Here is a 22408-nt window from a genome sequence, read left to right as displayed (position 1 = left end):
AAATATTTTTTTTCTTTATTGATTTCTATTATTTGTTTTGCAAATGAAGAAGTTAGTGAAGCGATTGGGTGTGTTAAAATATACCTTTAATTAAAATGTTTTTTAAAACAATCATTTCAAGTTATATAAAGTTATTTTAAATTAAAATTAATTTAAATATTATTTAAGGAGAATTTAATGAAAAAATATAAAATTTTAGTAGCATTAGCTACAGCGACACTTTTTATCTCTTGTGGAGAAGATATTAATAAACCAAATTTCGGACATGAATATGTTAGTAAATATATAAAACATTGTTTATTTTTTCAAGCAAAAACTGATACTACTATTACTTCTATTGTTGCTGAAGATGGAAAATGTGGATTAGAGATCCCTATAAATATGCATAATTTTTGGGATGTATCGGAAAACGGTAATGAAATGATTAAATATGGCTATTCAACAGAATTTACAGACAAAGGTGTGAAAAATACCAAATCAATAATAGAAAGAAAAAAAATTGAAATTAAATTGAAAGAAGGGGAAAAATTTTACTTCGTTTCAGGTTGTTATCCTATAAAAAAATTAATATTAGAAACAGATATAGGTAAATTTGAGTATAAAGATCTCAAAAAAGATGATAAAAAATAAATTAATTTTTATTTTACTATTGCCTTTTATTTGTTTTGCAAATGAAAATGCCTATGATGCGTTATTTGTTAAATACTCTAAAATACATAAGATTCCATCGCAGCTTTTGTGGGCAATAGCAAAAACTGAAAGTAATTTTAATCCAAGTGCGATAAATAAAGCAAACGACAATGGCACTTACGATATAGGTTTGATGCAAGTTAATTCTATACATGAAGAAAATTTAAAAAAATTAGGTTTAACATTAAATGATTTGTATGATCCAGAAATTAATGTGCGATATGCAAGTGCATATCTAGCCAAATGTTTTAAAAAATGGGGATTTAATTACAAAGGTCTAAATTGTTATAATGGTAGAATTTCAAATAACAATTACAATATAAAGGTTTTAAATAAATTGCGAAAAAAACAAAAAATAGTATATAAAAATACTAATGCAATTATTAAATAAAGGGGGTAAAATGAATACTAGAGAAGATACTGCATACATACTTACTCAATTAGGTTATGAAGTTGATAGATATTTTAGATTTAAATTAAGAGATGAAAAAACTGCAAGTGCTTCAATCAATCTTAATGGTAGAATTAAAGATTTTGGTAGTGGTTGGTATGGTTCTTGTGTTGATTTATTGTGTGAATTTCATAAGTATTCTAAAAAGGAAGCTTTTGATAAAGTAAATGAATTTATGGGTGTAAATAATAAACAATATGCACTAAGCGAACCTAGTTTTAAAGAAAACAAGGAGCATTCATCGCTATCTATAAGTGAAGATTATATATCTAATTACGAATTGCAAAGAAAAGAAAATTTTACTCGTTATAGCGAACTTTTAAAACAAACATTGCCAAATATTGATAATCACAAAAGAATTGAATTAGCTAAAAAATATCAGATAGGATATTCTAAAGAATCAGATAGGTTAATAATGCCTATTCGTGATCTTGATAATAAGGCTATGACTTTATGGAAATATAATCCTAATCCTAAGCCATTCGTGGGTAGTAATAAAGAATTAATACAGTTACCAAAAGTAATGTTTTCAAAAGGTAAAAAGCGTTGCCCTTTTAATTTAAACGATCTTAATGAATATAGAACTAATTTAAATAAAGCTATTTTGGTTGTTGAAGGAGAAAAAGATTGTTTAAATGCAATTGCAAATGGATTTAGAGCGATCACTCTTGGTTCTGCTACAAGTTTAGTAGAAGATAAATATATTCATCTTTTTAAAGATACTAATATAACTATTTGTTATGACTATGATGATGCTGGGAAGAATGGAGCAAAAGCACTTGCAGAACAACTTAAGAATACCTGCAAAAAGATAGAAATTTTTGATTGGGAGCAAGTATCTAAGCAGTTTAAAATTGAATTGTCTAAAGGTTTTGATTTTACTGATTTTATGAAAATAACAAATGAAAAAAAACATAATGATAAAACAAAAGATAGGGGAAATTAATGCAAAATAAAGATTTTAATCAAGAAATAGATTTATTAGAAGATGGAGAAGTGGTTGCAATTTATAGTGAAGAAGAAGCTAAAAAATTAGGTATTATTGACTTTTTGGAAAGTGCTGGTGATATTAATGAGTGATATAAAATTCAATAACTCTAGTGCTGATAAAAATCATCAATATATTGAAGATTTTACAAATACACTTATAAAATCATTAGAAAATAACACTGCACCATGGATACAGCCATGGAAAGCAACAGGTCTAAAAAATAATCCACATAATGCTATTACAGAACAAGAATATAACGGTTGTAATGCTTTGTTATTAGAGATAATTACTGCTGAAAAGGGATATAAAGATCCTAGATGGCTAACCTTTAAACAAGCAAAAGATCTAGGTGGTTTTGTTAAAAAAGGCGAGAAAGGCGTTCCTATTAGGTTTGTTAGTGTTATTGAACCTAAAACAACAGATTTAGAAAAAGAGATGGAAGAAGGACTTATATCTTTAAATGATGATAAAAAATATATAGTTAAGCATTATACTTTATTTAATGCAGAGCAAATAGAAAATATGCCAGAACGAAAACAATTTAAAGTAGATCCTAATTTTGAATTTAAATCAATTGAAAATGCAGAAAAAATATTGGCTAATTCAGGAGCTATTATTGAGCATAAACTAGGCGATAGAGCATATTATAATCCTTCATTAGATAAAATAGTATTACCTGAAAAACAGCAATTTAAAAACGAAATGGGTTATTATAGTGTAGCATTACATGAATTAGGTCATTGGACAGGACATAAAAATAGATTAAATAGAAATTTAGAAGGTGGTTTTGGTAGTGAGCAATACGCAAGAGAAGAATTGAGAGCAGAAATTGCTAGTTATATGTTATGTAAAAAATTAAATATTGATTTTGATCCTAGCGAACATTTATCATATATTAATTCATGGAAAAAGATTATAAACAATAATCCAAATGAATTATATCAAGCAACAAAAGATGCTTTAAAAATAGTTGAATATGTTAGCGATTTTAGTATTGATAAAAATATCAAAAAAGAAAATGCTATATCAAAAAATGTTATGGATAATGTATTAAAAAATGTATTAAATAAAACAAAAGGAAGCGATATTGAAATAGCTAAGTAAAACTACTTAGCTATGAATTGTTGTAGTATTTGATTTTTCTTCTAATAAATAAACTGATAACATGATTGTAAAGTATGCAAGTAAGTATGCACCAGAATTTTGAGCCAAACTATACCCTGTTAATGCATTACATATATTTAAAAACAATAAACCACCAGACCCAATAAAAGAAAGAGATCTAGTATTGCTAAAAATGCTGAAAAATATAAATAAAATAATACATGTATAGTTTAATGCATCAAAGCGAGTTGAATAATCGTTACCAAAGATTGACTCACAAAATTTTACAAAAAATATCAATTCTTCCATAGACAAATTCCTTTTTTTATGTTTAATTTTATTCTACCATAAAAAAATAAAAAAGAAGATAATGTGTGTTGGTGGAAGCATTATATTGTTAATTTTCTTTTTTATCTTCTAGTATAAATCCATAGCTATTTAAAAATAAATATCCTAAATAAAACCAAAATAAAAACATTATAATGTTTTCAAAATCTTTAATTTCATCTAATCTTAGCAAAAGGCTTATAATTAATTGATAGGAAAATAATTTTATACCAGCAGTATATAAGATAAATAAAATTTTACGCTTAATTCCTATTCTTTTAATATGATAAATATTATTAATTATAACAAGTAAAAAAACAATAATAGTAATTATATGTATTTTTGCCTCATAATCAGTTGTAGAATAATTTCTTAGAAACAAAAGTATTAAAACAAAAATATCAATTAAATTAATATATTTTAAAAATTTAAAATATATTTTATTCATTATTATTCCTATTGATTATTGCATTATATAATTTTCTTGTAGCACTTTCTCTTAAATCTTTAATAGCATCTTCATCAAGTAATAAAAATTCATGAAATTTTATTTTATAATATTTTTTAATTAATGGAAAACTCCCAAAAAAATATTCATAAATAAAAATAATTATCAATATAATCGCAACAATTGAAAGCATAGCTGATATAGCAATAAATATTGGCATTATAACTCCTTTAATTTTTCTTCATATTGAGTTTTTATAAAATTAATTAAAATTTTACTCTTAAAATTAGTTTGTCCATACTTTAAAATCATTCTAATACAATAAGTATCATCTATTATTTTATATTTAGAATTAGAGCCAAATTCACAAATATATAATTTCTCACTTCTAAGTAAGTGTTGTAATGAAAATTTTTGACCACGCTCTTTTTCTTTATAAAGTTCATTATGTTTTGGAATCTGTATTACAGGATTAGATACTATATGTATCTTTATATTGTTATCGGTATCTATAAAAATATAATCTTCATATTTATTGTTAATATAACCATTAGCAAAAATATAAACTAAATATACGATTATAATGATAGGTAAATACTCAAAGATTTTTTTTATTTTCATAAAACTCCTTTATAACACATTAAACTATCTCTAATCTCTATCAAAAATATTTTTATTTTTAACGAAGCTTAAATCTTTAAAATTGCTTATGTTTGTTTTATCTTCTAATCTACTATTAATTTTTGGTTTTTCTGTTGATGCAACATATTCATCTTTGTTTAATATTTTATATATAGCTTTTTTCTTGTCTTTATTTTTCAATGGAATTAAATTCTTTTCGTTCTTATCTTTTATAGATACTTCCCATATATTTTTATAAGTGGTTAATTCATAATATTGAAATTGTTTATTAGGTAATTTTTTCTTAGCTGTCACTTTTGCTTCTAATTGATCAGTCACAGCAAAATAGCATTTATCACCTACGCATACATTATTGTTATCTACAACTTCTTTTAAGTCTTTGCCCCACAATATAAATTCTTTATCATTTTTATCCTTCATTTTTACATAAAAGCTTGGCTCATTATCTTCTTTAAATTCATATAAAGCATCACCGAAACTTATCACTTCATGATAATTCATATATTTATCTTTTTCTTTATACACTTTAGGAGTTAAATTAATTTTAGTTTTTATTGTTGCAGTTGCTTCTACTTTTAAAGCATTGAGTTCTAGTGCAAATAATTTTCTTAAATCTTGCAAATCCTTTTTTCTTATATGTTGTCTTTTACCAAAATTATCTTTTACTTTTAATACAACATGGCAATGTGGATTATCTGTATCTTTGTGCATAGCTACTAGAAAACTATTATTAGGATACTTAGTTTTTAAAGTCTTTGTTAAAGCTTCTTTGATTTTTTCTACTGGTGCATTTTTATGATCTTTCATTGAAAATATGATATTGTGTGTTTCCTTTATTTGCTTTTTATTTTTACTTGTATCATATTCAAATTCATCATACGCTAAAAAATTTTCAATAGCTTCATCATTGTTATTATATATATTGCTATCTTGATCAAATAATTCCAACTTTTCTTTTCTTGAAATGTAATTTAAATGCCGTTTCAGGCTTTTTGCATCATAACATGAACTGGCTATTTTAATCATAACTTCAGTATTTTTTTTACTATTAATATATATTTTATGCAATGTGCGTTTTTTATAATTTTTAGGAAGTTTTGCAACTTTTTCTTTTTTAATAAATACTTTTTTAGCTTTTAATTCTTCATCTTCTAGGTATATTTTTTTAGCCATTTATAATCTCTTTGTTAAAGCCATATAGTCTGATAAAATTTGCTTTATTATTAGTTTAATTTCATTGTTTGTATCTTCTACAATTTTATTAAATTTTTGCATGTCAGGACTAAAGTTATCAAATCTTTTTTCATTTAAAACTTTTGCAATTTGATTTATATTTACACCTATTTTTTTAATTTCTACAATAGCTTTAATTAGTTCATTAAATTGATTTTTGCTAACATACTTTTCATCTTTTAAAGATGATAATATTAAATATTTAGCTTCCTTAGTAATTGAATTAAAGCCATGTATTTTTCTAAAATTTTCTAATGCTTCATACTCATCTTTGCTTATGAAAATTCTAATCTCTTTATACTTGGTTTCCATATCTTTAATATTTTCATCTTTTAAAAATTTATAATTCTCCTTAATACATATTAGTATAAGCTCATGTATTACTTGAGTATATGAAACTCCTTTAGTTTCTTTTAACTTATCTAAATATTCAAGTGCATAATCTTTTAATCTAATTGTAGTTTTTTTAGAACTCATTTTTTCCCACTAGCATATAAAATTAAAATATGGTTGACTATTATTTATTTTTTCAAGCATAGATACAAATTCTTCAGCAATTAACTTTGGGTGACTTAAAATATTTACATTTTTAGAAACGGTATCTATATCCATTGAATAACATTTTGAAGAGTCCACTAGAGTTAAATGAACACCCAAATCTTGATGAAATTTAAATTCAAGTTTATTTAAATTATCGCAATCTTTTGCATTATAAAAAAATTCGTTTTCGGTTACTCTAACTTTAAAACCATAACGATATTTATCATCGAATCTTGGTCTTATATCTTTTGTTACTAAATCTGCATGATAGTCTTTATAGTTCTTTTGTTCTTCTAAAAAATTATTTTTTATAGTTTCAATATCTAATAACTTAATATCTATTTTAGGAAAATAATTTGACATTATTTTATAAAGACTTTGTCTGATAATGCAACGAATTTCAAAACGTTTGCTATGACTATATAATAATGGAATTAATTGCTCTGGATGATTTATGGTTTGCTGTGTATAATCATCATATCTAAAATGAAAAGAAAGGTTATGTAAAATACGACGTGTAATAGTTTTAAAATCAACATTATTTAATTTATTTATAAAATTTTCAAAATCTTCATGTTCGACTAATTTAGTAACACTTCCTAAAGTTAAAATATCATTCTTAATTTTATCCATATCTATTCCTTTCACGCTAATAACATATAAGAGCTAACAGCAGTTTTGACAATAGTATAAAAAAGTGTATGGCACTTTTTGGATACTTTGTCTATCCTGCCTAACCTTATTTCGTTATAAAATAAATAATAACTCTCTTAAGTTAATTAAAATAAAAAATATTATAAAATATAGAATTAAAAAATAAAATTAATTATATTGTATATAATAAAAAAAAATACTTAAGGAGACAATATGTATTCAAAACAAGATCAAATTATTGCATCATTAGAAGAAAAGCTTAAAGATGCTAAGCAAAAGAAAAAAGATTTAGAAAATAAATTTTTTCTTGAATTAGGTAAGCAAGCAATGATGCTTTTAGAAAAAGAAAAAGAATTCTATTCTTTATTTGGTGAGTTATGTAAAAAATATGATTTAAAAATAATAAATGATTTATCTATAAAGGAGAAAGAGCATGAAAGATAAATTTGAAAGCATTACAATAATATCAGTTGAAGATATGGATAAAAAAAGACAGGATATATTTTCAACTAATAAAGAATTTAAAGATAACGAAAAAAATGCATTGCTTCAATCTTTAGCTATGTTAGATGATATTGTTAAAGCCAGTGCAAAAGAAAATTTAAAATTCCCCAACGAGTTTATAAAATTAAAAATAAAGCTCAATGGAAAAGAGCAAGAACTAAATACTCCTTTAGGCGTTGGAGCATTTGGTAAGGATTTAAACCACTTGATAAATTTATCAAATACGAATTTAAATAAAGAAGTTGCAGACAAAAATACAAACAAACAAGTATTTGAATTGTTAGAAAGATTTGGCGAAGGTGGTAAGTTTAAACAACCTGAAAAACAAGAAAATTTTAAAAATATATTTAATGATTTACGCTCAATAAATTTACACGATGAAGAATTAAATGGAGTTTATCAAGCTACTTTAGATTTTTTTGAAATGTTTAAAGATGGCAATGCAAAAGTTATTGATAATTCCAAACAAGCCATTTCGTTAAAAGAAGCACAGGCTACACAAAAACTTAAAGAAAACATTGTAGAAATTATAAAAGAAAATAAAGTTGCTAATGTAAAAGAGAGTCAAAAAGACATTTCAAAACCTATACATAGATAAAAGGAAAAAAGATGAATTATATTATTAATAAAGAAGCTGATTTTTATATAGAAAAATTAAAAAAACATCTACAAGATAATTGTTTTTTAGACACAAAAAAAGATAGTAAAAAAAATGTTTTTGATTTTTTCAAATGTGGTATTGATTATATGATTGATATTTTAGAATTAAATAGATTAGAACTTAATTATGAAGCTTATGGTTGTTCTATTAATGCAGAAAGTATTTTATGCTTTAATGAATTAGATAAGTGGAATGCTAAAATAGAATATGTAGCAGATAAATATAATAATATAGGTTTTTTTCTTTATATTTGTAAATTTGAATTAAAAGATTTTACATTAAATGAGTTAAAAAAACTAGATATAGATAATATTGTTAAACACGCAACAGAATATGAATGTATAAAAAATAATAATATTTTTAAACTTGAATTAAATGATAAAATCACAAAAGAGAATTTAATAAATTGCATTATTTTTTATAGCAGAATTTATATTTTACTAAGAATTAAAAGCTCAGAAATTATTGAAAACATAATGTTTAAAAACACTAACATATCTAATAAAAACGATGTAATCAATTGGTAAAATGCAATGTTACTTTTTAAATAATAGAATATATAAATATAAGCATAGCAGTTAATAAAGCATATTTAACTTGTGATAAGACTCCATCTGGTGATGAAGTATATACACCTTTTTATGCAGTAGAACCATTACTAGAATTTATTCCTAAAAGCAAAACAATATGGTGTCCATTTGATAAACAATGGTCAGCATTCGTTCAGCTTTTTACAAAAAATGGTAATAAGGTAATTTACTCTCACATTGATGATAGTAGGGGGGGGGGATTTTTTTATTATGAACTTAAAGAACATTACGATATTATTATTTCAAATCCACCGTATAGCAAAAAAGATAAAGTCTTGAAAAAGTGCTACGAGTTAAATAAACCATTTTGCTTATTAATGCCAATAAAAGCATTGCAAGGTAAGGCTAGCGTAGATTTGTTTTTAAAATATGGGTTAGAATTAATAGTTTTTGATTTAAGGATAGATTATCACACTAATAGAAATTTTGAAAAAACGACTAAGGGAAATCATTTTGGTAGCGCTTATTTTTGTTATAAAGTATTAAAAGAAAAAATAATTTTTAAAAAATTAATAAATATGAGAAAAGTTTAAAATAATATGGCAGTTTTATCTTTTTGGGCTAATAAAATATCTGCCATATATTTAGAATTATAATAAAAATAAGTTAATAAAATAAAAAATAAAATAAAAAATTGATATAAATATATTCTAAACTAAAATAATTTAAAATAAACTATTTTAATCTATAAATTAATATAAATTCCAGACAAGTATTAATAAAATTCAGACTAGTGCATAAGATTACGGACTAGTCTATTTTATAGGGCAGACTAGTGGTCAGACTAGTGGCAGAGAAGCGTTAAAAATACTTAAAATTCATTCCTTTTTTTTGCTATTTTTTAAATTTTAATAATTTTTATATGTAAAAAATATACAGACTAGTCAGACTAGTCTATTTTATAGGGCAGACTAGTGGTCAGACTAGTGTCAGACAAGTAACAGACAATTAAAGTATTTTAATTATCATCTAATAAATCTATATTTATATTTTCTATATCAACATAATTTATGAAATTACCATCAGAATCAATATTAGCTAATTTACCGCCTTGTGTGCCTATTCTTTTTAACTTTAATACTTCTTTAACATATCTTGCAAGTTGTTTATCTGTAACCATAACTTCTAAATTATTTTTTAGTAATTCAATTATTTCTTTATATGTTTTACCACATTGTAATGCAATAATTATTACTTCTTTGATTTCATCAAATATTTTAAAACGCATTTCTTCGTTATATGTTTCTATTTCATTCTTTAAAGCTTGTTTTAATTTGGGTAATTTTTTCTTAATATCGCTTATGTTGGCTTTATGTAACGGTGTAAGTTTGTTATTTTCTTCTTTCATATTTTTCCTTTTACAGATCCTTAATGTCTAACTCGTTTATATCTACATGCTTAATAAATTTTCCTTCATCATCAATATAAGCAAGTTTTCCACCATTGCCACCAAATCGTTTAATTTTTAAATATTCTTTTAAGTAATCAGAAATTTGTTTTGCTGAAACTTTAAGATTAAAATTTGCTCTTATAATATTTGCTATTTCATTTAAAGGAATATCGTGTATAGCCATTAACAATATTTCATTTTTAAAATTATTCAGTAATTCAAGACGATTATTTTTTATTATTTTCGTCTTATTATTTTTAATTTTATTAGACACTTCTTTTTTGAAATTTAAAAGATCATTATTTTTTATAACAACAGAAGTATCATATATTGATTTAAGTTTTACATTATTATCTTTCATATAAGCTCCTAATTTTCACTAACCTAATATCTTTTCTTAAAGACAAAAATAAATAAAATTAAGGGAAATAAAAAAGTGGCTCCGGATGTAGGATTCGAACCTACGACCAAGCGGTTAACAGCCGCCTACTCTACCGCTGAGCTAATCCGGAATAAGTAGTAATCGTTAAGTAAAAGCGTAATAATAGCCAAGAAAATTTTGTTTGTCAAGAGTTTTTTGAAAAAAATATAAAAAAAATGTGAAATTTAATAAAAAATGCTTTTAGTCAAAATGATTTATTGACCTAAAAGCACTTATAAATTATAAGTTTTTAAATAGTTTATAAGCAGGATTTATAAGCAATGCAGCACAAAATGCTTTTGCAATATCAGTTACTATGAAAGGATATAACCCTATACTAAGTATTTTATCCTTAGGAACATAAAAGCTTAAAATAAATAAGCCACAAATATAAAGCACCGCAGTAGCTACTAGAGCATATAAACTTAACGCAAAGACATTATTTATATCATGGTCTTTAGCTTTTCCCATAATATAACCCATAGCAATCAAACCAAAAATATACCCACCACTAGGGCTTAAAATTGCGTGCAAACCACCACCGCTAGCAAATACAGGAAAGCCACACAAACCTTCTAAAAACCATAAAATCAAACTAAATAAAGCTAGTCTTGAGCCTAAAGCATAAGATATAGTTAAAACCACCATAGTTTGCATAGTAAAGGGTATGATGTCTATGCTTATTTTTAAATTAGCAGCAAATGCTATTAAAATACTTGCTAGTAATACTTTAGCTGTATTGCTTGCAGTATTTTTCTTTAAGTAAAAACTTTTTAAAGCTGCTAACATAATCCCTCCTTTGTAAAATTAAAAAATGATTATATACTAAAACAATATTTATAAAGGAAGAATTATGAAAAAACATTTAATAGCCACTAGAGTAGGGGCGTTTTATTTAGAAGATGATAAAATAACGCCTTTTATTTACGATGAAGCCCCGACTGATTTGATTAATAATTACACAAGCAGAATAAATCATAGCTCAAGGATTAAAAATCCTTGCGTTAGGCGTGGATTTTTAGATGGTTCTAAGGATAGATTAAATGATGAATTTATAGAGATTTCTTGGGATAAAGCCTTTGAATTAATTGCAAATAATCTTAAAAAATATTATGAAAAATATGGCTCTAGCAGTATTTACGCTGAAAGTTACGAATGGGGTGGGGTAGGTAAAATCGGCTGGGGTAGAATGCTAATTCATAGACTTATCAATGCTCTTGGTGGCGGGGTCTTTGAGTTAGGAGATTATTCAACCGGCTCTGCAATAGCTAGTATGCCTTATGTTTTTGGCTCATCTTGTGTTTATGAAAGAGCAACTGATTATAAAGAAATAATCAAATACGCTAAAGTAGTGGTGTTTTGGGGAGCTAATCCTATTATTACAAGTAAAATTGCTCACGATATTCCTATGCACGAACACGAAAAATATCTAAAACAAATGGCTGAAAATAAAGATATTGAAGTAATTTTTATAGATATTAGAGCTAATGAGAGTGCAAAAATGATGAATGCAACAACTCTAACTCCTAATTCAAATTCTGATATGGCAATGGCTATTGGAATGTGCAATTATCTTTATACTAACAAGCTTTATGATAAAGAATTTATAGAGAGTAAAACCACAGGATTTGATACATTTAAAGACTATTTTCTAGGTATAAACGACGGGGTAAATAAGGACTTAGAATGGGCTAGTAAGATTTGTGGTATTAGCAAAACTGATTTAGAAAATCTAGCCTTAAAGCTTAAAAATAATCCTAGTAATATTTTATTAGGTAGGTCAATTCAAAGACAATTAAACGGAGAATTTAACTACCTAGCAATAATTTGCTTAGCTGCTATGTGCGGACATATAGGCAAAGATGGTTTAGGGATTGAGTTTAATTTAAGCAGTGGTTGCAAGGGTGAGAGTGCAAAAAATACAGAAAAATTAAGTGATATAAATACACTTTTAGGCGAAATAAAAGGCAAAAATCATTATATCCCAAGCTCAAGGCTTAGCGAGTGCTTATTAAGGCCTAATACAAAAAGCACTTATAAAGATGAAGAAATCATTTATCCTGATATAAAATTAATGATAAATGCTTGTGGCTCATATCTTACCCATCAGCCAAATAGCAATGAGAGTTTAAAGGCTTTAAATAATCTTGAGTGTATTATTACACTTGAGCCTTTTTGGACGGCTCAAGCTAAGATGAGCGATATTGTTTTGCCTATTGCTATTGAAGGGGAGCGTTATGATATAGAGCAAAGCACGAATAAAGAAATAATTTTTGCACTAAAACCTATAAAAGAGCCTTTTTATAACTCAAAAAGTGATTTTGAAATATGCAAAGAAATAGCAAAAAGATTTAATAAATCTTATGAATTTTGCCGTGATTTAGATGAATTAGACCTAGTAAAATTGGCTTATTTAGATATTAAAGAAAGATATTTTAAAAAAGGAATAATTTTAAGTGAGTTTGATGAGTTTTTAGAAAAATCTTATGAAAAAGTGCAGGGCTTAAGCGAGTTAGAGCCTTTTACAAGATTTAAAAACATAAAAAATATTAATTTAAGTATAAAAAATAATATCGCAAAATACGAGCAAAAAGATGAGCTTTTAAGCGAATATCCTTTATTTTTAACTTCTGCACATAGTCCTTATAGACTTCATTCACAACTACATAATAGCGATATAAGAGATAGTGAAAATGATTTAGAGCCTGTTTATTTGCATAAAGATTTAGCTGTTAAAAAGAGCATTAAGCAAGGAGATATTGTAAGGGTTTTTAATGATAGGGGCGAGATTTTAGCGGGGGCTAGAATAATTTGTGATATTAACCCTAATAATATTTTGATTTTTCAAGGTGCTTGGTGGCAAATTGATGGTAAAAGGTGCCTAAATGGAAATGTAAATGTGCTAACAAGCTCAAGCCCAAGTTCAGCAGTATCAAATAGCAACACAGCTCACACTTGTAAAGTAGATATAGAAAAATTTAATGGCATTAAAAACTGGGAGAAAGACTGCTTTAAAACTCCGAAAATTATTAAGAATTTATAATTTAAATTCTTATTTTAATTATCCTAAAAACTAGGATAATTAAAATTCTTTTTTGTTTAAATCATCTAAAATATTGCTAGCTAGACTATCTACGCTATTTGCAGCTTTATTTGTATCATTTGCAATATTATCATTTTCTTTACTTAGCTCATCAATTTCGCTTATGGTTGTATTGATTAGATTAATTGCTTGAGTTTGCTCATCTATACTCATACCAATATCGTGAATTTGTTGGACTAATAATTTTACATTAGCTTCTACTTGATTTAATGATGAGCTAGTGTTATTAGCTAATTTGCCAACTTCACTTGCAACCACGCTAAATCCACGCCCGTGCTCACCTGCACGCGCTGCTTCAATAGCAGCATTTAAAGCTAATAAATTTGTATCTTCTGCAATGCCTCTAATAACATCAATTACGCTTTTTATGCTATCGCTTTGTTGGATTATTTCTTGGCTTTTTTGAGCTACTGCAGTCATTGAACTTGACATTTGATTGATTGCTACTGCACTTTCTTCAAGGTTGTTTTTAGCCTTTTTGCTACCATCTAATAAAAGTTTCATATTTTCTTTTAAATTATTAGAATTTGATTTTAAAGTATTGCTTATATTTTCTTGAGAATAAAGCATATTTTTAATTTCTTGTTGCAAGGTATTTAGGCTATTTTCTATTTCTCCTATTGGGTTTTTTATATTATTTTTAAATTTCATATTTGAGTATTCTTTTAATAGCTCATCAATTTGGTTAATATCTTTTCCTATTTTTAGTTTTAGAGTTTGCAACATTTCTTTTAGAATTTCTTTTAATTCTTTTATTTTTGGATTGTAAGGTTCGCTGGTGATTTCATTATTTAAATTACCTTGTTTGATAGAATTTGTAATATTTGTAATTTCATTTATACAGGTTTGGTCTTTTTCATAATTTTGTTTTAGTTCTAATACGGTTGCATTTATTTGCATAGCCATTTTGCCAAATTCATCTTTATTATTTGTGATTATTTTATCTACATCATTGCTTTTATATCTTAAAAAATCAAAAAAGCTATTAAGACCAGTATTAATTAAGCTAAGATTTTTAATGATATTTTTAGATATTATATAAGCTAAAAACATATTTAAAATCTGTGCTAATAAGGCTATTATTATTTGAATAATTATTTCTTGTTGAGCTTCAGACTTATTTACATTTGCTTTATTTAGAATTTGATTTGTTATTTCGTTTTCTAATTTTTTATAATCTTCTATCACATTAGTAGCTACTTGGAAAAATTCATTTGCATTTATATTAAAATTACCATTTATATTATTATTCATAGCAGTTGATATAAATTCTTGAAGTTTTTTATAGCTTTCAAGATTTGAAAGATTTTTTAAATATTCATCAATAAAATTAATCTTTAGTTCTTTTAATTCTTGTAATTTTCCAGTAATGCTTGTATTTAGATAACTAATATTTGAAAAAGTATTAATATCCATAGTATTTGCATTAAATACTCCGTTTAAAGTCCCTCTTAATAATCCATATCTTTCTTTAGTAGTAGATACTAAATTAAGAGCATCGCTTAAACTAGCATAGCTTTCATCAAGACTTTGAGAAATATCTTTTACTTTTTTGATTTGTTGATTTATTAAATTGGTATAATTTTGTAATACTATAGCTCTATTGGCTTTATTATCAACCATATTTCTTAGATTATCAACTTCATTTTTTAATTCATTATTTAAAACAAATTTATTTCTATGTTCTATTAGTGCTTGCTTATTAGCACCAGCTAAAAATCCTACGCTAAGACCACGCTCTACTTGTAATAAATGAATTATTTCACTATTTGTTGATATGATTTTTACGCTATCTTGAGCAATTATTGAAGAATTATATGTTTCATAACTCTTTTTAATTAGCAAAATATTATAAATTAATAATATAATTAAAAATGTGCTTGTAAGCAATAAAAGTTTTTTAGAAATAGATATTTTAGAAATCATAAGTCCCCTTAATTAATAGATTTAGATTTTTATTTTAAAGTTTTTTAAAGAATTATATAAATTTTAGGAGAACGGATGAAATTTTTTTTAATTTTTTGTATGTTTTTTTCAACTTTACTTGGTAATTCATTTAAGGGTAGTGATTTTGATGAATTAAAAAGTATTGATGTAAGAGATTATTATGTGAGTGAATATCTTGATGGTATGGGTGCTAATTGGGATGGTAAAAAGTTATATAATAATCACAATCAAACTTATGAAATTAGTAAAGAATTTACAAAGGATTTCCCACCTTTTGAGATAAAAGGTCTTTTATTTTGTGGGACTGATTATTATGATACCTTTAATGATGTTATGTTAAATAAGCTTAAATGTGCTAAGTTTTATGTGGTTGATGTCCCTAATCAAAAGGGAGATTTAAAAGATAGGTTAAATTATTTAAGAGATTATTTAAAAGAACATCCTAATAAAAATATTACATTTGTAGTTCAAAATGAATTTAATAGCGAAGATGAGTTTATAGATTTTTTTAACGAAGTTATTTTAAAAGAATCAGAAGGTGTGTATTTACACAAAAAGAATACTGATTATGATGTTCCAAGACAAGATAAAATAGTGCAAATTAGAAAGTTTTATAAAGATAATTGCGTTATATCAAAAACTAATTTAAACAATGAAGGTAAGCTAATTAATTATGAATGCCAATGGAAAAAGATTAACGCTTTAAGAGCCCTTACTAAATTTACTGATGAAAAATTAAACAATAACGAACTTACAACTATTACTATAGGCAGTGGTTTTAATATTAACGAAATAAATAAACCATTAAACATAGGAACCAAGATTGCATTTAAGTATTACAAACTTGATAAAGATGGAAAACCTATGCATAGCGTATTTATTAGAAGTTTTTAAGGAGTGGTTATGAAAAAATTATTATTTGTTGCTAGTTTTATTGCTTTATTTTTTAGTGCTTGCAACGATGAAGCTAAAACTACAAGTATTAAAACTGGAGATATATTAACTTTAAAAAGTTGGGATAATCAAGAAATAAAAATCAAAAGAGAAGAAAATGGCTTTAGTTTGGTTGATAGCAATAAAATTTTAATTATTGATATATTTGGGACTTTTTGTCAGCCTTGTAGAGCCGAAGCTCCAATGCTTTTTGATATACAATCAAAGCATTTAGATGATTTAGTGTTTGTTGGATTATCTTATGCAGAAGAAGCTGATAATGAAAAATTAAAAGAATTTGCAAAGAACTATAATGCGTATTATTTTTTAACAAATGATAAAAGAGCAGATTTGATAGTAGAAGCAATAACCGATGATATAAAATATAATACTCAGGTTCAATTACCTTTTAAGGTAATGTTAAAAGATGGTAAGTATCAAAAACTAGGCAATGAGTATTTTATTTTAGGTAAAGCTGATGAAGGATTATTAAGAGAGAGTATAAATAAAGCAAAGGAAAATAAATGAAAAAATCTTTAATATTATTAAGCGTATTAGCTTTTTTTGGCTGTGCGAATACTAACAATGTTGAGGTAGCAAAAGAAGTGAAAAAATTAGAAAATAAAGAATATAAAATATCAAAAATTATAGTTAAAGACACAAATAAAGAATATAGCAATTCTAGTAATTGGTCTTTAATAATTGAAGATAATAAATTAGGAATGTTTGTAGGTTGCAATAGAATTTTTAGTGCTATAAAACAAGAAAATAATAATATTTATTATGAAAATCCAGCAAGCACAAAAATGATGTGTCCTAATCAAGTAATGGAAGTAGAAAACGCAGTTGCTAGTAGTCTTACAAGTATGCAAATAATAGAAAATGGCTTAGAAAACGATAAAGTAAAAATTATTTTTGAATAATGATTTTTCTAGCAAACAAACCAATTAATATTAGCTCTAATTCTTACGCTTTAAAATTAGGTAAAAAATTAGGGCTAAAACTAGGATATTCAGGCACACTTGACCCATTTGCTAGTGGGGCATTACTCTGTGCTGATAAAAAACATGCAAAATTATTTCGCTTTTTAAATCTTGAGCCAAAAGTCTATGAAGCAACGATTTGGCTTGGTGCAATTAGTCCTAGCTTAGATAATGAAAACATAAGCTTTTGTAGTGTTAAAGAGCCTAGTTTAGAGCAAATTATGCAAGCATTTGCTAAGTATCAAGGAGATATAACTTACACTCCGCCTATATTTTGTGCTAAAAAAATCAATGGTAAAAGAGCATATGAGTTAGCTAGAAATGGCGAAAAGGTTGAGTTAAATGAGTGCGTAATGAGTGTGAGAGCTAAGTTTTTGCATTATAATTTCCCTTTTATTAGCTTTAGATTAAGCGCTAGTAAAGGCACTTATGTTCGTTCATACGCTAAGCTAATTTGCGATGAATTAGGCGTAAAAGGGACTTTAAGTGCTTTAAGAAGACTTAGTGAAGGCGGCTTTAAAGAATTTAAAAATTATGATGCTTTTAATAGTGTTGATTTAGAAGAAAATTTTTATTTAGGCGATATAAACGACTTGCTATTAGGCAAAAAATTAAGCTTAAGTGATTTTAAAAAACAAGATTATAAAACCTATAAAATAGATTTAGGAGATTGTTTTAGCATTATTAGGTTAGATGAAAAAATAGAATATATTTTAAATAAGGTGGAAAAATGTTAGTAGTATCAAGAAATGCAGGCGAAGGAATAGTTATTGATGGTGGGATTAAAATTAAGATTTTTGAAATAAAGGGCGATTCGGTAAAAATTGGTATAGAAGCTCCTAAACAAACTTTAATTTTAAGAGATGAATTAGTAGATTCTATAAAAGATGAAAATATCCAATCAGCTGCATCTTCAAGTGAATTACTAGATAGTTTAGTAAGCTCACTTTCAATGTATAAAAAAGATAAATAATGAAAGCTTTTGCAAAGATTAATATCTTTTTAAAAATTACAGGCAAAAAAGATAATTATCATCAATTAATTTCAAGATTTTATAGAATTGATAATTTATATGATGAGCTTTATTTTATACCTAAAAGCGAAGCTAGGAATTTAGATAAAACTTTAATTCCTAATTCAAATTCTTTATTAAAAATCAATGGAATTACTTATGAAAATGAGTTTAAACAAGATGTTTTGATGGATAAATTTTATTTGATAAATGATAATTTAGTAAGTAATTTTTATTCTAAAAGCGATATTTTTTCAAAAGTTTTAAGTTTGGTTGATGAGAATTTAAAACAAGAATTTCAAAATAATTTTGCTTTAGTTTTACACAAAAATATCCCTACTTTTGCAGGACTTGGCGGTGCTAGTTCTAATGCTGCTTGTTTTATAAAACTATTAAATGATATAAAGCCTTTTGATACTAAAGCAATTGCTAGGCTTAGTGGGGCTGATGTGAGCTTTTTTGAAAGTGGGTTAAAGAGTGCTAATGTTAGTGGATATGGTGAGATAATTGATGATTTTAGCGATGATTTATGCGATTTTTCATTAGAATTTAGCACGCCTTGTAGCACAAAAGATGTTTTTAGCGAATTTGCAAAAGAGCCAAAATATTATACAAATGATGAATTAAGTAAATTAAAGATAAAAGAGCTTTTAAATAATTTTACAAATTATGATTTAAACGATTTACTAAAACCTTGCAATGCTTTATATTCTATTACTTTAGATTATGCTAATAAGGGCTTATTTTTAAGTGGTAGTGGTGGTAGTTTCTTTAAACTTAAATCATAATTTATCTAATTTGCTTTAGTTTAGAATTGTTTATTTTAAACATTTTTGATGAACTTTTTTGAGCTAAATCCAAATCCACAATCACATTAGCTATATTTTTTGCATAATTTATATCAAATTCATATCCGTGCAAATTTGCACTACTTGAGTATAAATATTTAAAATCTTTTAAAAATATACTATGTTTATTATCATTTACTAGCCTAAATGATATTTGGTTTTTATATATAAAGGTTGTTTTTTTAGCCTTTCTTACTTGATTTTTAAATTTATTTGGAACTCTTGCAAGGTTTTTAAGGCTAGTTAGATATGTGCTTGTGATTATGCAAGGTTTATTAATTTCTCTTTTTTTAGCTAAATTAATTTCTTTATAATCTTTACTTAAAAACCCAGCTGTAGTATCGGTTTGTGCTAGATAAATCATTTAACAAAACTTGGAATTTTATTTAATATCATAGTGGTAAAATCTATCATTTGATTCATCATCCAAGGCATTAAAAAGATGATTATTACAACAACTAAGATGATTTTTGGGACAAAACTTAATGTCATTTCATTAATTTGCGTTGTTGCTTGAAATATACTTATTAAAAGTCCAGCAATAAGTCCAGCTAGGAGCATTGGAAGTGATAATAAAAGAGCTATTTTAAAAGTTGATACCCCAAGTGCAACTAAAGTACTTTCCATAATTAATCCTTATCATCAATGTGTTAAACAATTTTAGGCAAAATTACTTAATTATTTTAAAACAAGGAAAAACCATTAAAAACGATTTTATTAAATTATTAAAAGAAATAGACATAAACCTTTGGCTACTAGTTACTATATTTGTAACACATTGTTTTTATTGTTTATTGTTTATAATTAATAATATATTTCCTATGGCAATTTTTAATATTTATTCAATATCTAGTTATTTTATAGCAATTTGTTTTTATCTAAAAGAGAAAATAACCGCAGCATTTTTTGTATCCTTTACTGAGATTTTTCTACATCAGGTTGTTGGTTCTTACTATCTAGGCTTTGAGAGTGGATTTAGCACTATTATGATGTGCTTGTTTTTCTTACAATTTACATTTTTTAGTAAGTGGCTTTATAGAATTTCAGTGAGCTTGTTTTTGCTTTTTACAATATATGCTTTATATTATTTTAGAGATTATTTAGTAGGCGAATATAGAAGTAGTCAAGATTTATTTTTCTATATTAATACATTTTCAAGTTCGGTATTTATGTTGATTTATGGCGGTCTTGCAACGGTTACATCAAATAAAAAATTATCCGACTTAACTTATTTGGTTTATAGAGATTTTTTAACAGGACTTTTTAATAGAAAATATTTTGAAGAAAAAATAATCCCTAACTTTAATAAAGATGAATCAATTTTAATAGCTGTTTGTGATATAGATAATTTCAAAAGAATTAATGATACTTATGGTCATGATATAGGTGATATAGTTTTAAAAAGTGTAGCATCTGCAATTCATTATGAAATGTTAGGATTAAATGGTGTTGTTGCTAGATGGGGTGGCGAAGAATTTGTAGTGAAATTAAATGTTAAAAATAGTCAAGAAGCAGAATATTATATGAATGTAGTAAAAAATTCAGTTTCAAAACAAGAATTAAAAAAATATAATATTAAACCAACCATAACAATAGGTGGTATTTTTATCAACAACCCTTCTAAAGATAATTTTGAACATTATTTTAAAATTGCCGACCAAGAATTATATTTTGGTAAAAAAAGTGGCAAAAATTGTGTAAATATACAAGCTTCATAATTTTTTTTATAATTAAGTTTAATTTAAGAAAAAAAATATATAATTCTGTCTTTATTTCATAAGTGCGGGAATAGCTCAGTGGTAGAGCACAACCTTGCCAAGGTTGGGGTCGCGAGTTCGAACCTCGTTTCCCGCTCCATTATTTTACATATTTTGCCCAGATGGCGGAAATGGTAGACGCAAGGGACTTAAAATCCCTCGGTAGTTTTTACCGTGCCGGTTCAAGTCCGGCTCTGGGCACCATAAGGTGATATAGCCAAGCGGTAAGGCATGGGCCTGCAAAGCCTTGATCCTCGGTTCAAATCCGAGTATCACCTCCAATAGGCTTTTTAGCAATAAATTATCGCTTGTTTAATAATTTTCGGGAGATGGCTGAGTGGTCGAAAGCGGCGGTCTTGAAAACCGTTGAGGTGCAAGCCTCCAGGGGTTCGAATCCCTTTCTCCCGGCCACTTCATTTTTAACAATCTTTTTCATTTTATATTTTTTTAAAAAAGTATTTTGTTCTAGCTTTTTTAGCTCCTTTGTTAGAAGAAAATATTTTAATTGAGTGTTGAAAAACACTCAATATATTTTAATTAGAATTTAATTCCGAATTGATTTATTAATAAACCATCAAGCATTCCATTAAATTGGTCTAAAAATCCCATTTCTTTTACTATTGTAAGTGCAAAATAAGATGAAGTGATAGGTCCAGCACTTGTGATTATATTTTTACGAACTACTACAGGCTCATTTAATCTTGTTCCTTTAATTCCTTCTTCACAACCTGGATAGCAAGTAAATTCATCACTTAAAACCCCAGCATTTGCTAAAACTATTGGAGAAGCACAAATTGCTGCTATTAATTTGTTTTGAGAATTTAAATCTTGTAAAATTGATTTGATTTTTTCACTATTTTTAAGATTTGTCATACCACCAAAACCACCTGCTAGAGCAATTGCATCAATGTTTTTAGTATCAACTTCGCTTAGTTTTACCTTAGCTTTTAAAACCATACCAGTATCTAGTGTAACTTCTAAATTATCATCTAAACTAGCACAAATTACATTTATATTAGCTCCATAATTTTTCGCTCTTAGAAGAATATCAATAATACTAATTAATTCAATATCTTCAGCTCCATTTGCCATAGGCACTAAAATATTTTTCATTTTTACTCCTTTTAATTAGATTAGAGAATAATATTAATTAAAATTAAGTAATTAATTGTTAATATT

At 25.9% G+C, this 22408-nt stretch carries 31 protein-coding genes, 5 tRNA genes and 1 pseudogene; 21 read left to right on the top strand and 16 right to left on the bottom strand.

Annotation, left to right across the window (positions count from 1 at the left end):
* Nucleotides 1-177 precede the first annotated feature (177 nt).
* Genes AVBRAN9334_RS03035 through AVBRAN9334_RS03015 form a run of 5 tightly spaced genes read left to right on the top strand, consistent with a single transcriptional unit; the run spans nucleotide 178 to nucleotide 3236 of the window.
* Nucleotides 178-630 carry a hypothetical protein gene (locus AVBRAN9334_RS03035; protein WP_239803192.1) on the top strand — a complete coding sequence of 151 codons (453 nt, stop codon included), beginning with the start codon at nucleotides 178-180 and terminating at the stop codon, nucleotides 628-630.
* Entirely contained in the window at nucleotides 617-1081 is a 465-nt protein-coding gene (locus AVBRAN9334_RS03030) for a lytic transglycosylase domain-containing protein (protein WP_239803191.1), read from the top strand. Before AVBRAN9334_RS03035 ends, AVBRAN9334_RS03030 begins: the two co-directional genes overlap by 14 nt.
* Before the next feature lie 10 nt (nucleotides 1082-1091).
* Nucleotides 1092-2087: a toprim domain-containing protein gene (locus AVBRAN9334_RS03025; protein ID WP_336606992.1), complete on the top strand. Its 996-nt coding sequence runs from the start codon at nucleotides 1092-1094 to the stop codon at nucleotides 2085-2087.
* The gene (locus tag AVBRAN9334_RS03020; protein WP_275591983.1) at nucleotides 2087-2221 is read left to right on the top strand and encodes a hypothetical protein; all 135 of its coding nucleotides are present in this window, start codon (nucleotides 2087-2089) and stop codon (nucleotides 2219-2221) included. The genes AVBRAN9334_RS03025 and AVBRAN9334_RS03020 overlap by 1 nt, the downstream gene beginning before the upstream one ends.
* Nucleotides 2214-3236 (top strand): ArdC family protein, encoded by a 1023-nt coding sequence (locus AVBRAN9334_RS03015; RefSeq protein WP_336606991.1) that lies wholly within the window; start codon nucleotides 2214-2216, stop codon nucleotides 3234-3236. The genes AVBRAN9334_RS03020 and AVBRAN9334_RS03015 overlap by 8 nt, the downstream gene beginning before the upstream one ends.
* 6 nt (nucleotides 3237-3242) lie before the next feature.
* Here the strand turns inward: AVBRAN9334_RS03015 and AVBRAN9334_RS03010 are convergent, their stop codons facing one another.
* The 7 genes from AVBRAN9334_RS03010 to AVBRAN9334_RS02980 all read right to left on the bottom strand — a co-directional run bounded on the left by AVBRAN9334_RS03010 (nucleotide 3243) and on the right by AVBRAN9334_RS02980 (nucleotide 7059).
* Nucleotides 3243-3545 (bottom strand): hypothetical protein, encoded by a 303-nt coding sequence (locus AVBRAN9334_RS03010; protein WP_239803187.1) that lies wholly within the window; start codon nucleotides 3543-3545, stop codon nucleotides 3243-3245.
* Between the two features lie 88 nt (nucleotides 3546-3633).
* A complete protein-coding gene (locus AVBRAN9334_RS03005) occupies nucleotides 3634-4011 on the bottom strand; it encodes a hypothetical protein (RefSeq protein WP_336606990.1) in 378 nt (125 codons plus the stop codon).
* A complete protein-coding gene (locus AVBRAN9334_RS03000; RefSeq protein WP_239803185.1) occupies nucleotides 4004-4231 on the bottom strand; it encodes a hypothetical protein in 228 nt (75 codons plus the stop codon). The genes AVBRAN9334_RS03005 and AVBRAN9334_RS03000 overlap by 8 nt, the downstream gene beginning before the upstream one ends.
* Complete coding sequence (locus tag AVBRAN9334_RS02995) at nucleotides 4231-4632, bottom strand: hypothetical protein (protein WP_336606989.1); 402 nt, start codon at nucleotides 4630-4632, stop codon at nucleotides 4231-4233. Before AVBRAN9334_RS02995 ends, AVBRAN9334_RS03000 begins: the two co-directional genes overlap by 1 nt.
* Before the next feature lie 30 nt (nucleotides 4633-4662).
* Nucleotides 4663-5826 (bottom strand): MobP1 family relaxase, encoded by a 1164-nt coding sequence (gene mobP1 / locus AVBRAN9334_RS02990; RefSeq protein WP_336606988.1) that lies wholly within the window; start codon nucleotides 5824-5826, stop codon nucleotides 4663-4665.
* A complete protein-coding gene (gene mobC, locus AVBRAN9334_RS02985) occupies nucleotides 5827-6363 on the bottom strand; it encodes a plasmid mobilization relaxosome protein MobC (protein WP_336606987.1) in 537 nt (178 codons plus the stop codon).
* A gap of 9 nt (nucleotides 6364-6372) precedes the next feature.
* Nucleotides 6373-7059 carry a hypothetical protein gene (locus AVBRAN9334_RS02980; protein WP_336606986.1) on the bottom strand — a complete coding sequence of 229 codons (687 nt, stop codon included), beginning with the start codon at nucleotides 7057-7059 and terminating at the stop codon, nucleotides 6373-6375.
* A 234-nt stretch (nucleotides 7060-7293) separates the two neighbouring features.
* Between AVBRAN9334_RS02980 and AVBRAN9334_RS02975 the strand changes: the two genes are divergently transcribed.
* The 4 genes from AVBRAN9334_RS02975 to AVBRAN9334_RS02960 all read left to right on the top strand — a co-directional run bounded on the left by AVBRAN9334_RS02975 (nucleotide 7294) and on the right by AVBRAN9334_RS02960 (nucleotide 9368).
* A complete protein-coding gene (locus tag AVBRAN9334_RS02975; protein WP_336606985.1) occupies nucleotides 7294-7524 on the top strand; it encodes a hypothetical protein in 231 nt (76 codons plus the stop codon).
* Nucleotides 7514-8182 (top strand): hypothetical protein, encoded by a 669-nt coding sequence (locus AVBRAN9334_RS02970; protein ID WP_336606984.1) that lies wholly within the window; start codon nucleotides 7514-7516, stop codon nucleotides 8180-8182. Before AVBRAN9334_RS02975 ends, AVBRAN9334_RS02970 begins: the two co-directional genes overlap by 11 nt.
* A gap of 11 nt (nucleotides 8183-8193) precedes the next feature.
* Complete coding sequence (locus tag AVBRAN9334_RS02965) at nucleotides 8194-8772, top strand: hypothetical protein (RefSeq protein ID WP_336606983.1); 579 nt, start codon at nucleotides 8194-8196, stop codon at nucleotides 8770-8772.
* Nucleotides 8773-9110: 338 nt separating this feature from the next.
* Entirely contained in the window at nucleotides 9111-9368 is a 258-nt protein-coding gene (locus AVBRAN9334_RS02960; protein WP_336606982.1) for a hypothetical protein, read from the top strand.
* A 425-nt stretch (nucleotides 9369-9793) separates the two neighbouring features.
* Here AVBRAN9334_RS02960 and AVBRAN9334_RS02955 read toward each other — a convergent pair whose 3' ends face one another.
* The 4 genes from AVBRAN9334_RS02955 to AVBRAN9334_RS02940 form a co-directional block, all read right to left on the bottom strand.
* Nucleotides 9794-10183, bottom strand: a complete 390-nt coding sequence (locus tag AVBRAN9334_RS02955; RefSeq protein ID WP_239803174.1) for a hypothetical protein — start codon at nucleotides 10181-10183, stop codon at nucleotides 9794-9796.
* Nucleotides 10184-10193: 10 nt separating this feature from the next.
* Nucleotides 10194-10586: a hypothetical protein gene (locus tag AVBRAN9334_RS02950; RefSeq protein ID WP_336606981.1), complete on the bottom strand. Its 393-nt coding sequence runs from the start codon at nucleotides 10584-10586 to the stop codon at nucleotides 10194-10196.
* Between the two features lie 76 nt (nucleotides 10587-10662).
* Nucleotides 10663-10737 (bottom strand) — tRNA-Asn (locus AVBRAN9334_RS02945).
* A gap of 149 nt (nucleotides 10738-10886) precedes the next feature.
* Complete coding sequence (locus tag AVBRAN9334_RS02940; protein WP_336606980.1) at nucleotides 10887-11435, bottom strand: biotin transporter BioY; 549 nt, start codon at nucleotides 11433-11435, stop codon at nucleotides 10887-10889.
* A 64-nt stretch (nucleotides 11436-11499) separates the two neighbouring features.
* Between AVBRAN9334_RS02940 and AVBRAN9334_RS02935 the strand changes: the two genes are divergently transcribed.
* The gene (locus AVBRAN9334_RS02935; RefSeq protein ID WP_336606979.1) at nucleotides 11500-13689 is read left to right on the top strand and encodes a molybdopterin-dependent oxidoreductase; all 2190 of its coding nucleotides are present in this window, start codon (nucleotides 11500-11502) and stop codon (nucleotides 13687-13689) included.
* A 39-nt stretch (nucleotides 13690-13728) separates the two neighbouring features.
* Here the strand turns inward: AVBRAN9334_RS02935 and AVBRAN9334_RS10180 are convergent, their stop codons facing one another.
* Nucleotides 13729-14253, bottom strand: a complete 525-nt coding sequence (locus AVBRAN9334_RS10180; RefSeq protein WP_442862318.1) for a methyl-accepting chemotaxis protein — start codon at nucleotides 14251-14253, stop codon at nucleotides 13729-13731.
* Nucleotides 14254-14901: 648 nt separating this feature from the next.
* A pseudogene (locus AVBRAN9334_RS10175) lies at nucleotides 14902-15675 on the bottom strand (nitrate- and nitrite sensing domain-containing protein); the annotation flags it as partial.
* Nucleotides 15676-15750: 75 nt separating this feature from the next.
* On the opposite strand from AVBRAN9334_RS10175, the gene AVBRAN9334_RS02925 reads away from it, so the two are divergent.
* Genes AVBRAN9334_RS02925 through AVBRAN9334_RS02900 form a run of 6 tightly spaced genes read left to right on the top strand, consistent with a single transcriptional unit; the run spans nucleotide 15751 to nucleotide 19412 of the window.
* Entirely contained in the window at nucleotides 15751-16590 is an 840-nt protein-coding gene (locus tag AVBRAN9334_RS02925; protein WP_336606977.1) for a hypothetical protein, read from the top strand.
* Between the two features lie 9 nt (nucleotides 16591-16599).
* Nucleotides 16600-17157 (top strand): TlpA family protein disulfide reductase, encoded by a 558-nt coding sequence (locus AVBRAN9334_RS02920; RefSeq protein WP_214119653.1) that lies wholly within the window; start codon nucleotides 16600-16602, stop codon nucleotides 17155-17157.
* Nucleotides 17154-17552 (top strand): META domain-containing protein, encoded by a 399-nt coding sequence (locus AVBRAN9334_RS02915; protein ID WP_336606976.1) that lies wholly within the window; start codon nucleotides 17154-17156, stop codon nucleotides 17550-17552. Before AVBRAN9334_RS02920 ends, AVBRAN9334_RS02915 begins: the two co-directional genes overlap by 4 nt.
* Nucleotides 17552-18349, top strand: a complete 798-nt coding sequence (truB, locus tag AVBRAN9334_RS02910) for a tRNA pseudouridine(55) synthase TruB (protein WP_336606975.1) — start codon at nucleotides 17552-17554, stop codon at nucleotides 18347-18349. Before AVBRAN9334_RS02915 ends, truB begins: the two co-directional genes overlap by 1 nt.
* On the top strand, nucleotides 18343-18585 hold the full coding sequence (gene csrA / locus AVBRAN9334_RS02905) for a carbon storage regulator CsrA (RefSeq protein WP_214116264.1): 243 nt from the start codon (nucleotides 18343-18345) through the stop codon (nucleotides 18583-18585). Before truB ends, csrA begins: the two co-directional genes overlap by 7 nt.
* Nucleotides 18585-19412, top strand: a complete 828-nt coding sequence (locus AVBRAN9334_RS02900) for a 4-(cytidine 5'-diphospho)-2-C-methyl-D-erythritol kinase (protein WP_336606974.1) — start codon at nucleotides 18585-18587, stop codon at nucleotides 19410-19412. The genes csrA and AVBRAN9334_RS02900 overlap by 1 nt, the downstream gene beginning before the upstream one ends.
* 1 nt (nucleotide 19413) lies before the next feature.
* Here AVBRAN9334_RS02900 and AVBRAN9334_RS02895 read toward each other — a convergent pair whose 3' ends face one another.
* Entirely contained in the window at nucleotides 19414-19836 is a 423-nt protein-coding gene (locus AVBRAN9334_RS02895) for a Sua5 YciO YrdC YwlC family protein (RefSeq protein WP_336606973.1), read from the bottom strand.
* Nucleotides 19833-20102, bottom strand: a complete 270-nt coding sequence (gene fliQ, locus AVBRAN9334_RS02890) for a flagellar biosynthesis protein FliQ (RefSeq protein ID WP_336607018.1) — start codon at nucleotides 20100-20102, stop codon at nucleotides 19833-19835. Before fliQ ends, AVBRAN9334_RS02895 begins: the two co-directional genes overlap by 4 nt.
* A gap of 191 nt (nucleotides 20103-20293) precedes the next feature.
* Between fliQ and AVBRAN9334_RS02885 the strand changes: the two genes are divergently transcribed.
* The 5 genes from AVBRAN9334_RS02885 (at nucleotide 20294) to AVBRAN9334_RS02865 (ending at nucleotide 21640) form a co-directional block, all read left to right on the top strand.
* A complete protein-coding gene (locus tag AVBRAN9334_RS02885; protein ID WP_336606972.1) occupies nucleotides 20294-21190 on the top strand; it encodes a GGDEF domain-containing protein in 897 nt (298 codons plus the stop codon).
* Between the two features lie 64 nt (nucleotides 21191-21254).
* Nucleotides 21255-21329: transfer RNA gene (locus AVBRAN9334_RS02880), tRNA-Gly, on the top strand.
* Nucleotides 21330-21345: 16 nt separating this feature from the next.
* Nucleotides 21346-21433: transfer RNA gene (locus AVBRAN9334_RS02875), tRNA-Leu, on the top strand.
* A 3-nt stretch (nucleotides 21434-21436) separates the two neighbouring features.
* Nucleotides 21437-21510 (top strand) — tRNA-Cys (locus tag AVBRAN9334_RS02870).
* A 42-nt stretch (nucleotides 21511-21552) separates the two neighbouring features.
* A tRNA-Ser gene (locus AVBRAN9334_RS02865) sits at nucleotides 21553-21640 on the top strand.
* A gap of 126 nt (nucleotides 21641-21766) precedes the next feature.
* Here the strand turns inward: AVBRAN9334_RS02865 and AVBRAN9334_RS02860 are convergent.
* Entirely contained in the window at nucleotides 21767-22342 is a 576-nt protein-coding gene (locus tag AVBRAN9334_RS02860; RefSeq protein ID WP_214119649.1) for a DJ-1 family glyoxalase III, read from the bottom strand.
* Nucleotides 22343-22408: the final 66 nt, after the last annotated feature.

Source organism: Campylobacter sp. RM9334 (genome assembly GCF_020138145.1).
Taxonomy (GTDB): domain Bacteria; phylum Campylobacterota; class Campylobacteria; order Campylobacterales; family Campylobacteraceae; genus Campylobacter_E.
Note: the sequence above shows the minus strand (reverse complement) of the source record. Positions and strands in the feature narration are given on the sequence as shown.